The following is a 14,724-nucleotide window of genomic DNA, read 5'->3' as shown; positions in this document are numbered from 1 at the left end:
AAGGAAGGTCACGCCGCGGCCAGCGTCTCCACGGTCAGCCGGTCGTTGGTGTAGACGCACAGCTCGCCGGCGATCGCCATCGCCTTGCGGGCGACCACTTCGGCATCGGGCTCATATTCGATCAGCGCGCGCGCCGCGGAGAGCGCGAAATTGCCGCCCGAGCCGATAGCCGCGACGGTGCCATGCTCATGCGCCTCGGGCTCCAGCACATCGCCATTCCCGGTGATCACCAGCGTCACGTCCTTGTCGGCGACGAGCAGCATCGCCTCCAGATTGCGGAGATATTTGTCGGTCCGCCAGTCCTTGGCGAGTTCCACCGCCGCGCGCAGCAACTGGCCGTGGTGGCGCTCCAGTTTGGCCTCCAGCCGCTCGAACAGGGTGAAGGCATCGGCGGTGGCGCCGGCGAAGCCCGCGATCACCTTGCCGTCGCCCAGCGGACGCACCTTGCGGGCATTGGGCTTCATCACGGTGTTGCCGGCCGAAACCTGGCCGTCGCCCGCGATCACCACTTTGCCGGATTTGCGCACGGAAAGGATCGTCGTGCCGTGCCACGCAGCGTTCTTGTCGTTCATGGACGCGCATATGGGTGGCGGGTGCGGGCGTGCAAAGGGGGCGTTCCCCTAAGGCCGCGTCACCGCAACGATACAGCGATTTTCAGGATTTCTTGGGTGTGGCTTGGTCGGGGCGACAGGATTCGAACCTGCGACCCCCACACCCCCAGTGTGATGCGCTACCAGGCTGCGCTACGCCCCGACCGAGGGTGCGCCCTGTATGCCGCTTGGCGGCAGGACGCAACCCCCAAACGCCTGTCGCTCAACGATCGAGTGCTTCGAGCCCCATTGCGATCGCGCCCAGCGGCCCCGCCATGTCGCCCAGCCCGGGCGGGCCGACGCGGGTATCGAGCTCGGCGCAATAGCCGGCGAGCGCGCCATAGCCGTTGATGCTCGCCGCCACCTTGGCGCGCACCGCGCCGAACAGCTGCGGCCGCCGCGTCATCACCCCGCCGCCGATCGCGATCCGCTCGGGCGCGAGGCTGACGATCAGATTGTGGAGCAACGCCGCCAGGTCGTGCGCGAAATAATCCCATTCGGGTGCATCGTCGCCGACGTCCTGCCCCGGCCGGCCGAATCGCGCCGCCAGGGCGGGGCCTGAAAGCAGCCCCTCCGCGCAATCGCCATGATAGGGGCACCAGCCTGCGAAACTGTCGCCCGGCGCCCGGGCCGAGCGCATGTGCCCGGCCTCGCCATGCGCATAGCCCATGATCGGCCGGCCATTGGCGACCAGCCCCACGCCCACCCCGGTGCCGATGGTGATATAGGCATGCGTCGACAGCCCAGCCGAGGCACCCCAGCGCGCCTCGGCCAGCGCCGCGCCGTTGACGTCGGTCTGGATCGCCAGCGGCTTGCCGTAGCGGGCGGACAGGCGGCGGGTGAGATCGGTATCGTTCCAGCCCGGCTTGGTGGTGGCGATGATCGAACCGAAATTCGGCCGTGCCGGGTTGAGCTCGATCGGGCCGAAGCTGGCAATGCCGATCGCGTCGAAGGTCCAGCCATCGAGCACCGACTCGATCGCGGCGAGCGTGGTCGCCGGGTCCGTGGTCGGCACGACATGCTGTTCGCGCACGTCACCGGGGCCGCTGCCCAGCGTCGCCACGCATTTGGTGCCGCCCAGTTCGAGGCCGGCGATCGACAATTTTGCAGTCATGCAAAGGCGCTAGCGCGTGGCGCCACGCGGGGGAAGCCCGTGCGGCTCAGCGATCGCGCGGATGGAGATATTCGCTCAGGCTGACGGACGCCAGCGCGATTGTGAAGATGCCCATCGCGGCCATGACCATGTAAAGATAATTGCTGCCGATAACTTCCAGCATGACGGCCTCCACCAAGAAGACTGGAAGCATCCCGTAGTTACCCGGTGTTTACTTTGATCCCGATCAAATTCAGGTTTACGTGTAGCGGGATTGATGCAAACATGTGATGAAAAGCATAGACGCGTTTTCTTTTATGATCGATCGCCCGGCTCAAGACATTGCGGCCAATACGCTTCTTATCGAAGCGGCGAGCGATCGTGGCGTGATCTTGCTCGATCCGGAAGGCCGCATCGCGAGCTGGAGCCGCGGCGTGGAGTTGCTGGACGGCTGGGCGCCTGCGGAACTGGCGGGCGCCAACCTCGCCTTGCACTATCGTCCGGCCGATGCCGCCGACGCGAAGCCGGCCCGCGATCTGGAACAGGTACGCACGGAGGGACGGCTGATCGAGGAAGGCTGGCGCATCCGCCGCGACGGCAGCGAATATCTGGCAGAGATCCAGCTCACCGCTCTGATCGACGCGGACGGTATCCTGCGCGGCTATACCGAGGTGTTTCACGACGTCGCCAGGGAAAAGGCTACCCGGGGGGCGCTTGCCGGCAATGCGCTGCACCTGCGATCGATCCTCGCAACCGTCCCTTCGGCGATGGTCGTGATCGACGCGCATGGCGTCATCCTCTCGTTCAGCGCCGCCGCCGAACGGCTGTTCGGCTGGGAGGAGAGCGAAGTCGTCGGCCACAATGTCAGCATGCTGATGCCGACGCCGCACGCCCAGATGCACGACGGGTATCTGATGCGCTACCTCAACACTGGCGAGCGCCGGGTGATCGGCATCGGTCGCATCGTCGTCGGCCAGCGGCGCGACGGGACCGAGTTCCCGATGGACCTGCAGGTCGGCGAAGCCAACAATGACGGACACCGTATCTTCACCGGGTTCATCCGCGACCTGACCGAGGAGCAGCGCACCGAAGTTCGCCTGAAGGAGCTGCAATCGGAACTGATTCACGTCTCGCGCCTGTCCGCGATGGGCACCATGGCCTCGACTCTGGCGCATGAACTCAACCAGCCGCTCACCGCCATCGCCAATTATCTCGAGGCGGGTCGCCACCTGATGTCGCAGCAGAGCGACGATCCGGAGGACCAGGCGATGATCGAGGAGGCCATGGAGGAATCGGTCAAGGAGGCGCTCCGGGCAGGCAATATCGTGCGGCGGCTGCGCGAGTTCGTTTCGCGCGGGGAGGCAGACATGAACCTCGTCGATCTGCCGCGGGTGATCGACGATGCCGGCCGACTGGCGCTTGCCGGCACGCGCGAACTGGATGTGCGGGCCTTCTATGCGCTGGACCCCCAGGCCACGGCCGTGCTGTGCGACCGGGTACAGATCCAGCAGGTGCTGGTGAACCTCATCCGCAACGCCATCGAAGCCATGGCGGACAGCCCTGTGCGCGAAATCACCATCGGCTCCGAAGCAAGTCCGCAGAACCAGGTCCGCATCTGGGTTGCCGATAGCGGCCCGGGAATCGCCGCCGAACAGGTCCCGCGCCTGTTCCAGGCCTTCGCCACGACGAAGGAGCGCGGCATGGGTCTGGGCCTTTCGATCTGCCGTACCATCGTCGAAGCGCACAACGGTCGCATCTGGGCCGAGTCGCGTCCCGAGGGCGGCACCATATTCAACTTCACTCTGATGTCCGCGAACGAGGGATCGGCATGAGCGACCGCAAGCGCATTCATCTGGTAGATGACGAGGAATCGGTTCGCCGATCGACCAGCTTCATGCTGCGAACCTCCGGATACGAGGTGGAGACCTACGCCTCCGGCATGATCTTTCTGGAAAAGGTGGAGGAGGCGCGTCCCGGCTGCATCCTTCTCGACGTCCGCATGCCTGGGATGGACGGGATCAAGGTACAGGCCGAGCTGAGCCGACGCTGCGTCGACTTCCCGGTGATCGTGCTCACCGGGCATGGCGATGTCGTCACGGCGGTTGCGGCGATGAAGGGCGGGGCGGTCGACTTCCTGGAAAAGCCCTTCGATCGCGGCGTCCTGCTGGACGCGATCGAACGCAGCCACCAGCGGCTGGAGACCGGCGAGCACGTCGTCGCCTCGGGCGGTGAGGCGACCCGGCGGATCGCGATGCTCTCGCCGCGCGAGCAGGACGTGCTGCGCGGGCTGGTGCGCGGCCATCCCAACAAGACCATCGCCTATGATCTCGGCATATCGCCGCGCACCGTCGAGGTCCACCGCGCCAACGCCATGGCCAAGCTCGAGGCGCGCAGCCTTTCGGAGGCGCTCCGCGTGGCTTTCGCCGCCGGCCTCGACGGCTAGACGGCCCCGCCCCTGTCCCGCGGCCGGCGCGCAAGCGGCTGGCAAGACGCGCCATCCCGTGTATGGTCGATGGGTTTGCTGGCCGCGATTCCGCCGGCGATGGGGACGAACACTTCAGAATGACTCATTTCCCGATCGGCATTTTCGGGGTGCTGGCGATTTTGGGTATCGCCTTCCTGCTTTCCAGCAATCGCCGGGCGATCCGCCTGCGCGTGGTCGTGCCTGCCTTCCTGCTTCAGGCCGGCATGGCGATCATCGTCCTGCGCACCGGCTGGGGCCAAGTGGCGCTGCACGGCATGGCGAACGGTGTTTCGGCGCTACTCGGCTATGCCAGCGCAGGCACCCAGCTGCTGTTCGGCAATCTCGCCAAGCCCGAGCTGGGCGGGCAGAGCCTAGCCATAGCGGCCCTGCCCGTGATCATCTTCTTCGCGGCGCTCGTCTCGATCCTCTACCATGTCGGCATCATGCAGCTGGTCGTGCGCTGGATCGGCGGCGCGATCGAAAAGGTGACCGGAGTCAGCAAGGTCGAATCGCTCTGCGCGGCGGCGAACATCTTCGTCGGCCAGAGCGAGGCGCCGCTGGTGATCCGCCCCTATCTCGCCCGCCTCACCCCCTCGCAGGTGTTCGCGGTCATGAGCGTCGGCATGTCGGGCGTCGCGGGGACGATCCTAGCCGCCTATGCCAGCCTGCTGGGTCCTGCGTCGCTCCCCTACCTCCTCGCCGCCTCGTTCATGGCGGCGCCGGGCGGGCTGATGATGGCCAAGATCATCATGCCGGACGAGCCTGCCGTGATCGACGCGCCCATGTCCGGCGAGGACGAGGTGATCCGCGTCGCCGAGGAAGATTTCCAGGAGGAACGCGCCGCCAACATCATCATGGCGGCGGCCAACGGCGCCTCGACCGGCGTGAAGATCGCGGTGGCGGTGGGCGCGATGGTGCTGGCATTCGTCGCGCTCGTCGCGCTGGCCAACGGGCTGCTCGGCATGGTGGGCGGCTGGTTCGGCTATGCGCACCTCAGCTTCCAGGCGATCATCGGGGCGATCTTCGCGCCGGTGATGTACCTGCTCGGCATCTCGTGGCACGAATCGCTCACCGCGGGCGGTCTGTTCGGCACCAAGGTGGTGCTCAACGAATTCGTCGGCTTCATCGAGCTGGGCAAGGCGACCGACCTCGCGCCGCGTTCCAAGGCGATCATCACCTTTGCGCTGTGCGGCTTCGCCAATTTCAGCTCGATCGCGATCCAGATGGCGACGACGGGCAGCCTAGCGCCCAACCAGCGCCCGGTCATCGCGCGGCTGGGGATCAAGGCGCTGATCGCCGGGAGCCTGGCCAACCTGATGTCGGCGGCGCTGGCGGGGCTGTTGCTGCCGTAAGCCACCGCAGTACGGCGCTTCTGCCCTTTTCGTGCTCCTGCGAAAGCAGGAGCCCAGGGTAGGAAAGGGAATCCCTCGTAGCCCTGGGCCCCTGCTTTCGCAGGGGCACCGCTGGGGTTTCGCTGGTTAGCCCCCGCCAATCCCCTCGATCACCTTGCCGCTACCGCCGCAGTTCGGGCATTCACCGCCGTCGATCCGGCTCGAGCCGCCGCAGCGGCGGCAGACATCCTCGCCGGTGCCGGGCGTGCCCGGCGCCGCGTCGTCGCCGGGATTGAGGGGTTCGGCCATGGGTCCTGCTCCTATCCGTCCAGATGTACGGCCAGCCAAACGCTCGGCCGGTCGCGCGCGGTCCATGTGACCCAATGTTTCTGGCCGGCGGCGATCAGCAGATGATCGCCCGGGGCCAGCCGCACCTCCGCCGAATCCTCGATGCGGAGGCCGGCCGCTCCCTGCAGCAGCACTACCCATTCGTCCCAGTCCTGCACCATCGGAGCATCCTCGGGCGTCGCCTGCCCGCGCGAGACGATCCGCTCGATCCGCACGCCCGGGCGCTTGAGCAGATCGGCGAACACCTCGTCGTCCTTCGCCTCGGGCAAGGCACGCAGCAGGTTCGCGACCTCGGGCTTGAAGCGCGGTTTGGGCGGCGGGGCGGACTTGGGCTGGGGCTTCGATTTGGGCGCGGGTTTCGGCTTGGCGGCGCCCTTGCGCCCCGGCGTGGCCGCGACGGAGCTGCTCCAGTCGCTCCGCATTCCGCCGCGCAGGAAATCGCGGATCGCCCCGGCATCCGCCGTCAGCCCGTCCGGGCCGAAGCCGAACACCTCGGCGCCGCCCGCATCCTTCAGCCCATACCGCCCGAAGTCGCCGCCGGCCTTGCGCCGCCGTGACTTGACCAGCTTCAGCCCGCGATGCGTCGCCATCGCCCGCAGCGTGTCGTCCTGTTCCGCCAGATGGCCCTCCCTTGGATTCCCGGCCCAAACGCGCCAATAGCAGCCGATGCCCCGTTTTCAGTTCACCATCCACACCACCGACGGCAAGGCGCGTCGCGGCACCATCGCCATGCAGCGCGGCGAGATCCGCACCCCGGCGTTCATGCCGGTCGGCACCGCCGCCACCGTGAAGGCAGTGAAGCCGCAGGACGTGCGCGCCTCGGGCGCCGACATTCTGCTCGGCAACACCTATCACCTGATGCTGCGCCCCACCGCCGAGCGCGTCGCGCGGATGGGCGGGCTGCACAAATTCATGGGCTGGGACCGGCCGATCCTCACCGATTCGGGTGGCTATCAGGTGATGAGCCTGTCGGAACTGACCAAGCGCAGCGAGGAAGGCGTCGCCTTCGCCTCGCATCTCGACGGCTCGCGCCACATGATGAGCCCCGAGCGTTCGATGGAGATCCAGCGGCTGCTGGGTTCCGACATCGTCATGGCATTCGATGAGCTGGTGCCGACCACCTCGACCCGCGAGGTCCAGGCCAAGGCGATGGAGCGCTCGATGCGCTGGGCCAGGCGCAGCCGCGCCGGCTTCGATTCGGGCGAGGAGCATGCCGCCCGCGCCGCGCTGTTCGGCATCCAGCAGGGCGCGCTCGACGAGGGCCTGCGCAAGGTAAGCGCCGACGCGCTGAAGGACATCGGCTTCGACGGCTATGCGGTCGGCGGGCTTGCGGTCGGCGAGGGCCAGGAAGCGATGTTCGGCGTGCTCGACTATGCCCCCGGCCAGCTCGACGAAACCAAGCCGCGATACCTGATGGGCGTGGGCAAGCCCGACGACATCGTCGGCGCGGTCGAGCGCGGCATCGACATGTTCGATTGCGTGCTGCCGACCCGCTCGGGCCGCACCGGCCAGGCGTTTACGCGCGAAGGGCCGATCAACATCCGCAACGCGAAGTTCGCCGAGGATCAGGGCCCGCTCGATCCGGCCTGCCCCTGCCCGGTGTGCGGCACCTGGAGCCGGGCGTATATCCACCACCTCGTCCGCGCCGGCGAGATCCTGGGCGCGATGCTGATGACCGAGCATAATCTCTGGTTCTACCAGACCCTGATGGCGGACCTGCGCGCGGCGATCGAGGAACAGCGGCTCACCGCCTTCGCCAACGACTTCCGAGCGAAGTACCAGGCGAAGCAGGGCTGAAACCGCCAGCTTTTCCGTGACAGGCGCCGCCCCGCCCCTCTAGGCTCCCGCCAAACGGGAGAGGGGCGGGCGCATGCGAGGGTTCGGCATCGGTTTGGCGGCGGTGATCACCGTGGCGGCACCTGCGCAGGCGGTGGGCGATCCGGTGGTCGAGAAGCAGCGGCTGATCGTCCTCTCGGACATCGAGGCCGAGGCGGACGACAGCCAGTCGCTGATCCGCCTGCTACTCTACGCCAACGAGATCGACATCGAGGGGCTCATCGCCACCACCTCGATCTGGCTGAAGACCGATCCGCAGCCCGAGACGATGCGCCGGATCGTCTCGGGCTATGGCAAGGTCCAGCCCAACCTGCTGCGCCACGCGCCCGGCTATCCCTCTGCCGCCCAGTTGCTGGCGCTGATCCAGACCGGCCAGCCCGGCTATGGCATGGCCAGCGTCGGCACGGGCAAGGACAGCGCCGGGTCGGCGCTGCTCCTACGCGCGCTGGAGCGCCCCGATCCGCGGCCGCTCTGGGTGGCGGTGTGGGGCGGCGCGAACACGCTGGCACAGGCGCTCCACACCTTGCGCGCTACCCGCAGTCCGGCCGAGGCGGCCCGGCTGATCGCCAAGCTGCGCGTCTACACCATCTCCGATCAGGACGATTCGGGCGCCTGGCTGCGCCGGGAGTTTCCGACCCTCTTCTACATTGTCAGCACCGGCCCCTACAGCAACGGCAGTTGGACCGGCATGGGCACGCCGGTCGAGGGTATCGACAACGGCTTGGTCTCCAACGATTGGATTGCCCGCAACGTCCAGCAGGGGCGCGGTCCCCTGGGCGCACTCTATCCCGACGTCGCCTGGACGATGGAGGGCGACACGCCCTCCTTCCTCAACCTCATCCCCACTGGCCTCAGCGTGCCCGAGCATCCCGAATGGGGCGGCTGGGGCGGCCGCTACGAAAACTACCTCCCCCGCCCCTTCCCGCCCGGCGAGACGGTGACCGGCGGCGTCCCGCTCGCGCCCGAGACGCGGCCGCTCTGGACCAATGCCGACGACGCCTACACGCCGATGCTCCCCACGCCTTTCTCGCGACCGATCGCTTCGAACAAAACCTTCCGCGGGCCGACGGTGACGGTGTGGCGCTGGCGGGAGGCCTATCAGAACGACATGGCCGCGCGGATGGCGTGGACCACCCGGTTGTTCGCCGACGCGAACCACCCACCGGTTCCCCGCCTCGCCCATCCCGATCGGCTGACGGTGCGTTCGGGTGAGAAGATCCTCCTCGACGCCGCGCCGAGCACCGATCCGGACAGCGACAGCCTGTCCTTCGCCTGGTTTCCCTATCCGGAGGCGGGCAGCTGGAAGCAGCCGGTGCCGATCAACCCGCCCGAAAATGTCTATCGCGCCAACGCCACCGCGCCGGTGGTCGACAAGCCCGAGACGCTGCATTTCGTCCTGGCGGTGACTGACAAGGGCAAGCCCGCGCTCACTCGCTATCGGCGGATCGTCGTGGCCGTCGTGCCGGCGGCGAACTAGGCCCCGGGCTCAGCCCAGCGGGTAGAGCGCGCCGGCGACCCAGCGCAGTTCGGCGCGCAGCACGCCCCAGGCGCGCGCTGCCGCGCGGCTGTCCATCGCCTCGATGCCGATGCCGCGCGCTTCCAGCGCCTTCACGAGCGCAGCCGGCGGGCGAATCAGGGTCGCCCCCGTGCCGAGCAGCAGGAATTCCGGCTGGGGATCGAGCGCGAAGGCCGGCGCAAGGTCGGCCTCGGTCAGCGCTGCGACCGCCGGTGGCGACCACCCGTCCGCACGCTGCGGCGTGATGATCAGCCCCTGATAGACATTCTCGTCGACCCGGAAGCCGCCGCCGGAAAAACCGGAAATCAGCGGACCTTCGGCGCTGCGACGCTCGATCTTCACCTTACGGGCGCTCGCGCGGTGCCACGCGCTCGGCATTGCTGGCGACCGAGTCCGCCTTTTCGGGCTTCACGCCGGGCTTGAGGCCCAGGGTAATCAGCAGCGACGAGGAAACGTAGATCGACGAATAGGTGCCGACCACGATGCCCAGCATCATCGCCGAGGTGAAGCCGCGCAGCACGTGGCCGCCGAATACCAGCAGCGAAGCCAGCGCCAGCAGGATGGTGAGCGAGGTCATCACGGTACGCGGCAGCGTCTCGTTGACCGACAGGTCGATCAGCTCGCTCATCCCCATCTTGCGGTACTTGCGCATGTTCTCGCGGATGCGGTCGTCGATCACCATCTTGTCGTTGATCGAATAGCCGATGATCGTCAGCACCGCAGCGACGATGTTCAGGTCGAACACCATGCCGGTCACCGCGAAGAAGCCGAGCGTCATCAGCACGTCGTGCAGGATGGCGACCGCGGTCGAGACGCCGAACTGCCATTCGTAGCGCAGCCAGGAGAAGATCGCGATGCCGATGATCGCCAGCACCACGGCGAGAACGCCGTTGCGGATCAGCTCGTTCGAGACCTTGCCCGAGACGGTCGAGTAGGTGGAGAAGGTCGCGCCGGGGAACTTGGCCGCCACCGCGCCCTTCACCCGTTCCACCATGGCGTTCGTGGCCGCCGGATCGCTCGACTTGGGCACGGGCAGGCGGATGGTGACGAGGTTCTTGCCGCCCATTTCCTGCAGCGTGGTTTCGCCATAGCCGAGCTGGTTCACCGTCTCGCGCAGTTCGTCGAGCGGCGGGGCCGAGGCGAACTTCTCTTCAATCGACACGCCGCCGATGAAGTCCACGCCAAGGTTGAGGCCGTGCACCGCGACCAGCCCGATCGCGGCGATCGTCAGCAGCGCGGTGATCGCGAACGCGACGAACCGGATGCGGACGAAGCCGATATTGGTGTTGTCGGGAACGATCTTGAGGAGCCGCATGTCGGCGCTTCCTTAAATATGGATCTCGCTCGGGCGCTTGCGGCGCAACCAGAGCGTGACGAGCATGCGCGTGAACACCACGGCGGTGAAGACGGAGCTGGCGATGCCGATCAGCAGCACCACCGCGAAGCCGCGGATCGGGCCGGTGCCCAGCACCAGCATGATTGCGCCGGCGATCGCGTGGGTGACGTTGGCCTCGAAGATGGTGCGGCTGGCTTCCTTATAGCCGAGCTCCACCGCCTGCATCACGCTGCGGCCGCGACGGCGTTCCTCGCGGATACGCTCGTTGATCAGCACGTTGGCGTCGACCGCGGTGCCGATGGTCAGCACGAAGCCGGCGATGCCGGGCAGCGTCAGCGTGGCATGGAGCATGCCCATCACTGCCAGGATCACCAGCACGTTCAGCGTCACGGCGAAGTTCGCATAGACGCCGAAGCGGCCATAGGTCAGCACCATGAACACGATGACGGCCACGATCGCGATCACCGACGCGGTGACACCGGCGCGGATCGAGTCGTTGCCCAGTTCCGGACTGACGGTCGATTCCTGAATGACCTTCAGGTTGATCGGCAGCTTGCCCGAACGCAGCGCGACGGCGAGCTGGTTGGCGCTGTCGACCGTAAAGCCGCCCGAGATCGAGGCGCTGCCGCCGAGGATCGGCGTGTTGATGTTCGGCGCCGAGATCACCTTGTTGTCGACGATGATCGCGAACGGCTTGCCGGTATTTTCCTGCGTCACCCGGGCAAAGCGCTTGGCGCCCGCGCCGTCGAGCTGGAGGGTCACGTCGGGGCGGCCCTGCTCGTCATAGCTCTGCTTGGCATCGACCAGCATGTCGCCGGTGATCATCGCGGTACGATTAACCACGATCGGCGCGCCATTCTCGTACTGGAGCAGCTGCGAGGTGACGGGGATGTCGTTCGAAGCGATCTGCTGCGGCGTCACGCTCAGATCGACCAGCTTGAACTCGAGCTTGGCGGTCTTGCCGAGCAGCGCCTTGAGCTGGCTGGGATCCTGCAGACCCGGCACCTGCACGACGATGCGGTTGCTGCCTTCGCGGATCACGGTCGGCTCGCGGGTGCCGAGCGCGTTGATGCGCTTGTCGACCACTTCGCGCGCATCGTTCATCGCGGTTTCGATCTGCTGCGCCAGCCCCGCCTGGGTGGGGGTCAGCACGAAGCGGGTCGAATCGACGACCTGGATTTCCCAGTCACGCTGGCCGGTGGTGCCGACACCGTTGGTCATCGGCAGCAGCTTCTCGCGGGCCGCGTCCACCTTGCCCGGATCGCGGACCATGAAGCTCAGCTTACCGCCGGCGATCGAGATATCGCCGATGTCCACGCGCGGATCGCGGCGCATCGCCAGGCGCACCTGCTCGCGCATCTGCTCGAGCTTGGTCTGCTGCACATCGCTCGTATCGCCCTCGAGGAGCAGGTACGAACCGCCCGCGAGGTCGAGGCCGAGATTGACGGCGGGCCTGGGCACCCAGCTCGGCCAGCTGTTGCGGATGCTCTCCGGCACCAGGCTCGGCACCGCGAGCAAGACCATCAGGGCAAGGCCGAGGGTGATCGACCAGACCTTCCAGCGCGGGAAATCCAGCATCAGTCGTTCGCGGGCTTGGCGCCGTGCGGGCGCACTTCGGCGAGCGTCGACTTGATCGCGCGGACCTTCACGTTCGGGCCGAGCTCGATCTCGACCTCGGTCTCATCTACCTTCGTGACCTTGCCGATCAGGCCGCCCGCGGTGACGACCGTGTCGTTCTTCTTCACCGCCTTCAGCGAATCCTGCAGGGTCTTCATCCGCTTCTGCTGCGGACGGATCATCAGGAAGTAGAAGACGACGAAGATCAGGACGAGCGGCGCTACCGACGCGATCCCGGCCAGAGTGCTTCCCTGACCAGCCGCGCCTGCGGCCTGTGCATATGCTGGAGTGGCGAACATGGGTTCCCGAAAAGCCTGAAGTTAGGGACGCGGAATGGCCCCATTCAAGCGGCGGGCGCTACCATGCGGCGCAGTGGGGCGCAACTATAAGGGGCGCGGCGGGATTTCCGAAACTGGACGATACTCTCCATGCACCTCCCGTAGAGCGTCCCCTCCCCCGCCAGGGGAGGGGGGTGCCGAAGGCGACGGAGGGGAGGATGCCAGAACGGAGCGTGCGTGCTTCCGCCCACACCGAGCCACTGCGCGGCCCACCTCCCCCTGGCGGGGGAGGATACGCTTTCAAATCTACGCGCCCTCGCGGCTGACCAGCAGCTTGTCGATCTTGCGGCCATCGAGGTCGACGATCTCGAACCGCCATCCCTGCTGCTCGAACACCTCGCCCTCCACCGGCAAATGCTTGAATACCGCCAGCGCGAGGCCGGCGACCGTCGCGTAATCGCGATCCTCGGGCAGATCGATTCCCAGCCGTTCGGCGAGCTGGTCCGCCGGAGTCGCGCCGGCGACGAGCAGGGATCCGTCCTCGCGCTCGACGATATTGGGATTGTCGCCCGGCTCGGCGTCCGACGCGAACTCGCCGGCAATCGCCGCGAGCAGGTTGGCGGGCGTGACGATGCCTTCGAAATGGCCATACTCGTCATGCACCAGCCCCATCGGCACATCGGCCTGGCGAAGGGCGGTGAGCGCATCCATCGCATCGACCTGGTCGGGCAGCACCGGCGCCTTGCGCATCAGCTTGCGCAGGTCGAGCGGCTCGCCCCGAAACAGCGCGGCGGCGATGTCGCGCGCCTGTACCACGCCGATGACCGCGTCGATCGAGCCTTCCGCCACCGGCAGGCGGGTATGCGGAGTCGCCAGCAGTTCCTCGCGAATGCCCGCGCCATCCAGATTCACGTCGAGCCAGTCGACCTGGGTGCGCGGCGTCATCACCTCGCGCACCGGCCGATCGGCCAGGCGCACCACGCCCGAGATGATCGAGCGCTCATGCTCCTCGATCACGCCGGACTTACTGGCTTCCGCCACGATCAGGTGCAGTTCCTCGACGGTGACGCGATTCTCCGATTCGCGCTTTAGGCCAAGCACGCGAAACACCAGCCCGCTCGACGAATCGAGCAGCCACACCACCGGGGCGGTACCCCAGGAGAGCCAGCGCATCGGCAGCGCCATCGCCGCGGCAATCGGCTCGGGCGAGCGGAGCGCGAACTGTTTGGGCACCAGCTCGCCGATCACCAGCGACCCGAAGGTCGTCAGGCCGATCACCAGCGTGATGCCCAGCGTATGCGCGAGACCGGCGGAGATCCCGAGCCCCTCGATTCGCTGCGCCACCGGCTCGCCCAGGCTGGCGCCGGAATAGGCACCCGAAACGATGCCGATCAGCGTGATGCCGATCTGCACGGTGGAGAGGAACTTGCCCGGATCCTGCGCCAGTTCCATCGCGGTCTTGGCGCCGCGGTTCCCCAGCCGGGCCAGAGCCTCCAGCCGCGCGGGACGGGCGGATACGATCGCCAGCTCCGACATGGAGAAAATGCCGTTGATTGCGATCAGCACAAAGATGATCGCTACGTCGATCCAGGGAAAAGGTGCGCTCATGGTGCACCGCCCTCATATCCGCAGCGGCGCCCTGTTCACAACCTTTTGCGGTGCAAAAGGCAAATGCGCCCGAAAAGGCTCAGCGGCGGAGGCGAAAAAAGTCGCGCAGCAGCGCGCCTGCCTCCGCCTCGCCGATGCTGGCGTAAATCTCGGGGCGATGGTGGCAGGTCGGCTGTCCGAACAGGCGCGGGCCATGCTCCACCGCGCCGCCCTTGGGGTCGCTTGCGCCATAATAGAGCCGGGCGATTCGGGCGTGGGCAATCGCGCCCGCGCACATCGCACAGGGCTCGAGGGTGACCCAGAGATCGCAATCTTCCAGCCGATCGCGTGCCAGCACCTGCGCGGCGCGGCGAATCGCAAGAATCTCGGCATGCGCGGTCGGGTCCTGCAGGGCCCGCGGGGCATTGGCCGCCGTCGCGATCACCTCGCCCCGCAGCACGACCACCGCGCCGACGGGCACTTCTCCCTGCCCGGCGGCAGCCTGGGCGGCAGCAAGGGCCGCACGCATGGGAGGGGGCACGGGGAACATCGCGGCGGGCTTAGCGCGCCGGCGATTGCGGGTCACCTGTCGACAGGCAACGCCGCGCGGGATCGGCGTAGCAGCCGCCACAAGGCATATGCCGCCCCCGGCAGGAAACCGAGGACCGTCAGCCCGCATGCGACCTGGAAAGGGCGCCCGGCCCCCTCCTCCCGAGGCTGTGTAAAAA

Annotated in this window: 16 protein-coding genes and 1 tRNA gene; 5 read left to right on the top strand and 12 right to left on the bottom strand. The window is 67.2% G+C overall.

Annotated elements, in window-relative coordinates:
- Positions 1–8: 8 nt before the first annotated feature.
- From hslV to A7X12_RS10595, 3 genes are all read right to left on the bottom strand, one after another.
- Positions 9–572 carry an ATP-dependent protease subunit HslV gene (gene hslV, locus A7X12_RS10605; RefSeq protein WP_064311602.1) on the bottom strand — a complete coding sequence of 188 codons (564 nt, stop codon included), beginning with the start codon at positions 570–572 and terminating at the stop codon, positions 9–11.
- A 104-nt stretch (positions 573–676) separates the two neighbouring features.
- Positions 677–753, bottom strand: a tRNA-Pro gene (locus A7X12_RS10600).
- Positions 754–813: 60 nt separating this feature from the next.
- Positions 814–1,704 (bottom strand): ROK family protein, encoded by an 891-nt coding sequence (locus tag A7X12_RS10595; RefSeq protein WP_064311601.1) that lies wholly within the window; start codon positions 1,702–1,704, stop codon positions 814–816.
- A gap of 296 nt (positions 1,705–2,000) precedes the next feature.
- Between A7X12_RS10595 and A7X12_RS10590 the strand changes: the two genes are divergently transcribed.
- The 3 genes from A7X12_RS10590 (at position 2,001) to A7X12_RS10580 (ending at position 5,499) form a co-directional block, all read left to right on the top strand.
- Entirely contained in the window at positions 2,001–3,515 is a 1,515-nt protein-coding gene (locus A7X12_RS10590) for a PAS domain-containing sensor histidine kinase (RefSeq protein WP_064311600.1), read from the top strand.
- Entirely contained in the window at positions 3,512–4,126 is a 615-nt protein-coding gene (locus A7X12_RS10585) for a response regulator transcription factor (protein WP_064311599.1), read from the top strand. The genes A7X12_RS10590 and A7X12_RS10585 overlap by 4 nt, the downstream gene beginning before the upstream one ends.
- Positions 4,127–4,245: 119 nt before the next feature.
- Positions 4,246–5,499, top strand: coding sequence for a NupC/NupG family nucleoside CNT transporter (locus tag A7X12_RS10580; protein WP_064311712.1), 1,254 nt, complete (start codon positions 4,246–4,248; stop codon positions 5,497–5,499).
- A 126-nt stretch (positions 5,500–5,625) separates the two neighbouring features.
- On the opposite strand, the gene A7X12_RS25920 is transcribed toward A7X12_RS10580, so the two are convergent.
- On the bottom strand, positions 5,626–5,787 hold the full coding sequence (locus A7X12_RS25920) for a hypothetical protein (RefSeq protein WP_198161992.1): 162 nt from the start codon (positions 5,785–5,787) through the stop codon (positions 5,626–5,628).
- Between the two features lie 11 nt (positions 5,788–5,798).
- Positions 5,799–6,416 (bottom strand): hypothetical protein, encoded by a 618-nt coding sequence (locus A7X12_RS26210; protein ID WP_232318456.1) that lies wholly within the window; start codon positions 6,414–6,416, stop codon positions 5,799–5,801.
- Positions 6,417–6,492: 76 nt separating this feature from the next.
- Here A7X12_RS26210 and tgt point away from each other — a divergent pair, with 76 nt between their 5' ends.
- A complete protein-coding gene (gene tgt, locus A7X12_RS10570) occupies positions 6,493–7,623 on the top strand; it encodes a tRNA guanosine(34) transglycosylase Tgt (protein ID WP_064311598.1) in 1,131 nt (376 codons plus the stop codon).
- 73 nt (positions 7,624–7,696) lie between these two features.
- Positions 7,697–9,139, top strand: a complete 1,443-nt coding sequence (locus A7X12_RS10565) for a DUF1593 domain-containing protein (protein WP_064311597.1) — start codon at positions 7,697–7,699, stop codon at positions 9,137–9,139.
- A 9-nt stretch (positions 9,140–9,148) separates the two neighbouring features.
- On the opposite strand, the gene A7X12_RS10560 is transcribed toward A7X12_RS10565, so the two are convergent.
- The 7 genes from A7X12_RS10560 to A7X12_RS26705 all read right to left on the bottom strand — a co-directional run.
- Entirely contained in the window at positions 9,149–9,520 is a 372-nt protein-coding gene (locus tag A7X12_RS10560) for an Mth938-like domain-containing protein (protein WP_064311596.1), read from the bottom strand.
- A 1-nt stretch (position 9,521) separates the two neighbouring features.
- Positions 9,522–10,493, bottom strand: a complete 972-nt coding sequence (gene secF, locus A7X12_RS10555; RefSeq protein ID WP_064311595.1) for a protein translocase subunit SecF — start codon at positions 10,491–10,493, stop codon at positions 9,522–9,524.
- 12 nt (positions 10,494–10,505) lie between these two features.
- Positions 10,506–12,092 carry a protein translocase subunit SecD gene (gene secD / locus A7X12_RS10550; RefSeq protein WP_064311594.1) on the bottom strand — a complete coding sequence of 529 codons (1,587 nt, stop codon included), beginning with the start codon at positions 12,090–12,092 and terminating at the stop codon, positions 10,506–10,508.
- A complete protein-coding gene (yajC, locus tag A7X12_RS10545; protein WP_064311593.1) occupies positions 12,092–12,430 on the bottom strand; it encodes a preprotein translocase subunit YajC in 339 nt (112 codons plus the stop codon). The genes secD and yajC overlap by 1 nt, the downstream gene beginning before the upstream one ends.
- A 285-nt stretch (positions 12,431–12,715) precedes the next feature.
- The gene (locus A7X12_RS10540; protein WP_064311592.1) at positions 12,716–14,017 is read right to left on the bottom strand and encodes a hemolysin family protein; all 1,302 of its coding nucleotides are present in this window, start codon (positions 14,015–14,017) and stop codon (positions 12,716–12,718) included.
- A 79-nt stretch (positions 14,018–14,096) separates the two neighbouring features.
- Positions 14,097–14,525, bottom strand: coding sequence for a nucleoside deaminase (locus tag A7X12_RS10535; RefSeq protein ID WP_064311591.1), 429 nt, complete (start codon positions 14,523–14,525; stop codon positions 14,097–14,099).
- A 53-nt stretch (positions 14,526–14,578) separates the two neighbouring features.
- Positions 14,579–14,724: YqaE/Pmp3 family membrane protein (locus tag A7X12_RS26705; RefSeq protein WP_332308538.1), on the bottom strand; the 146-nt coding region annotated here is incomplete at its 5' end.

The organism is Sphingomonas sp. TDK1 (assembly GCF_001650735.1).
Lineage (GTDB): Bacteria > Pseudomonadota > Alphaproteobacteria > Sphingomonadales > Sphingomonadaceae > Sphingomonas.
This window is presented reverse-complemented; position numbering and strand designations above follow the sequence as displayed.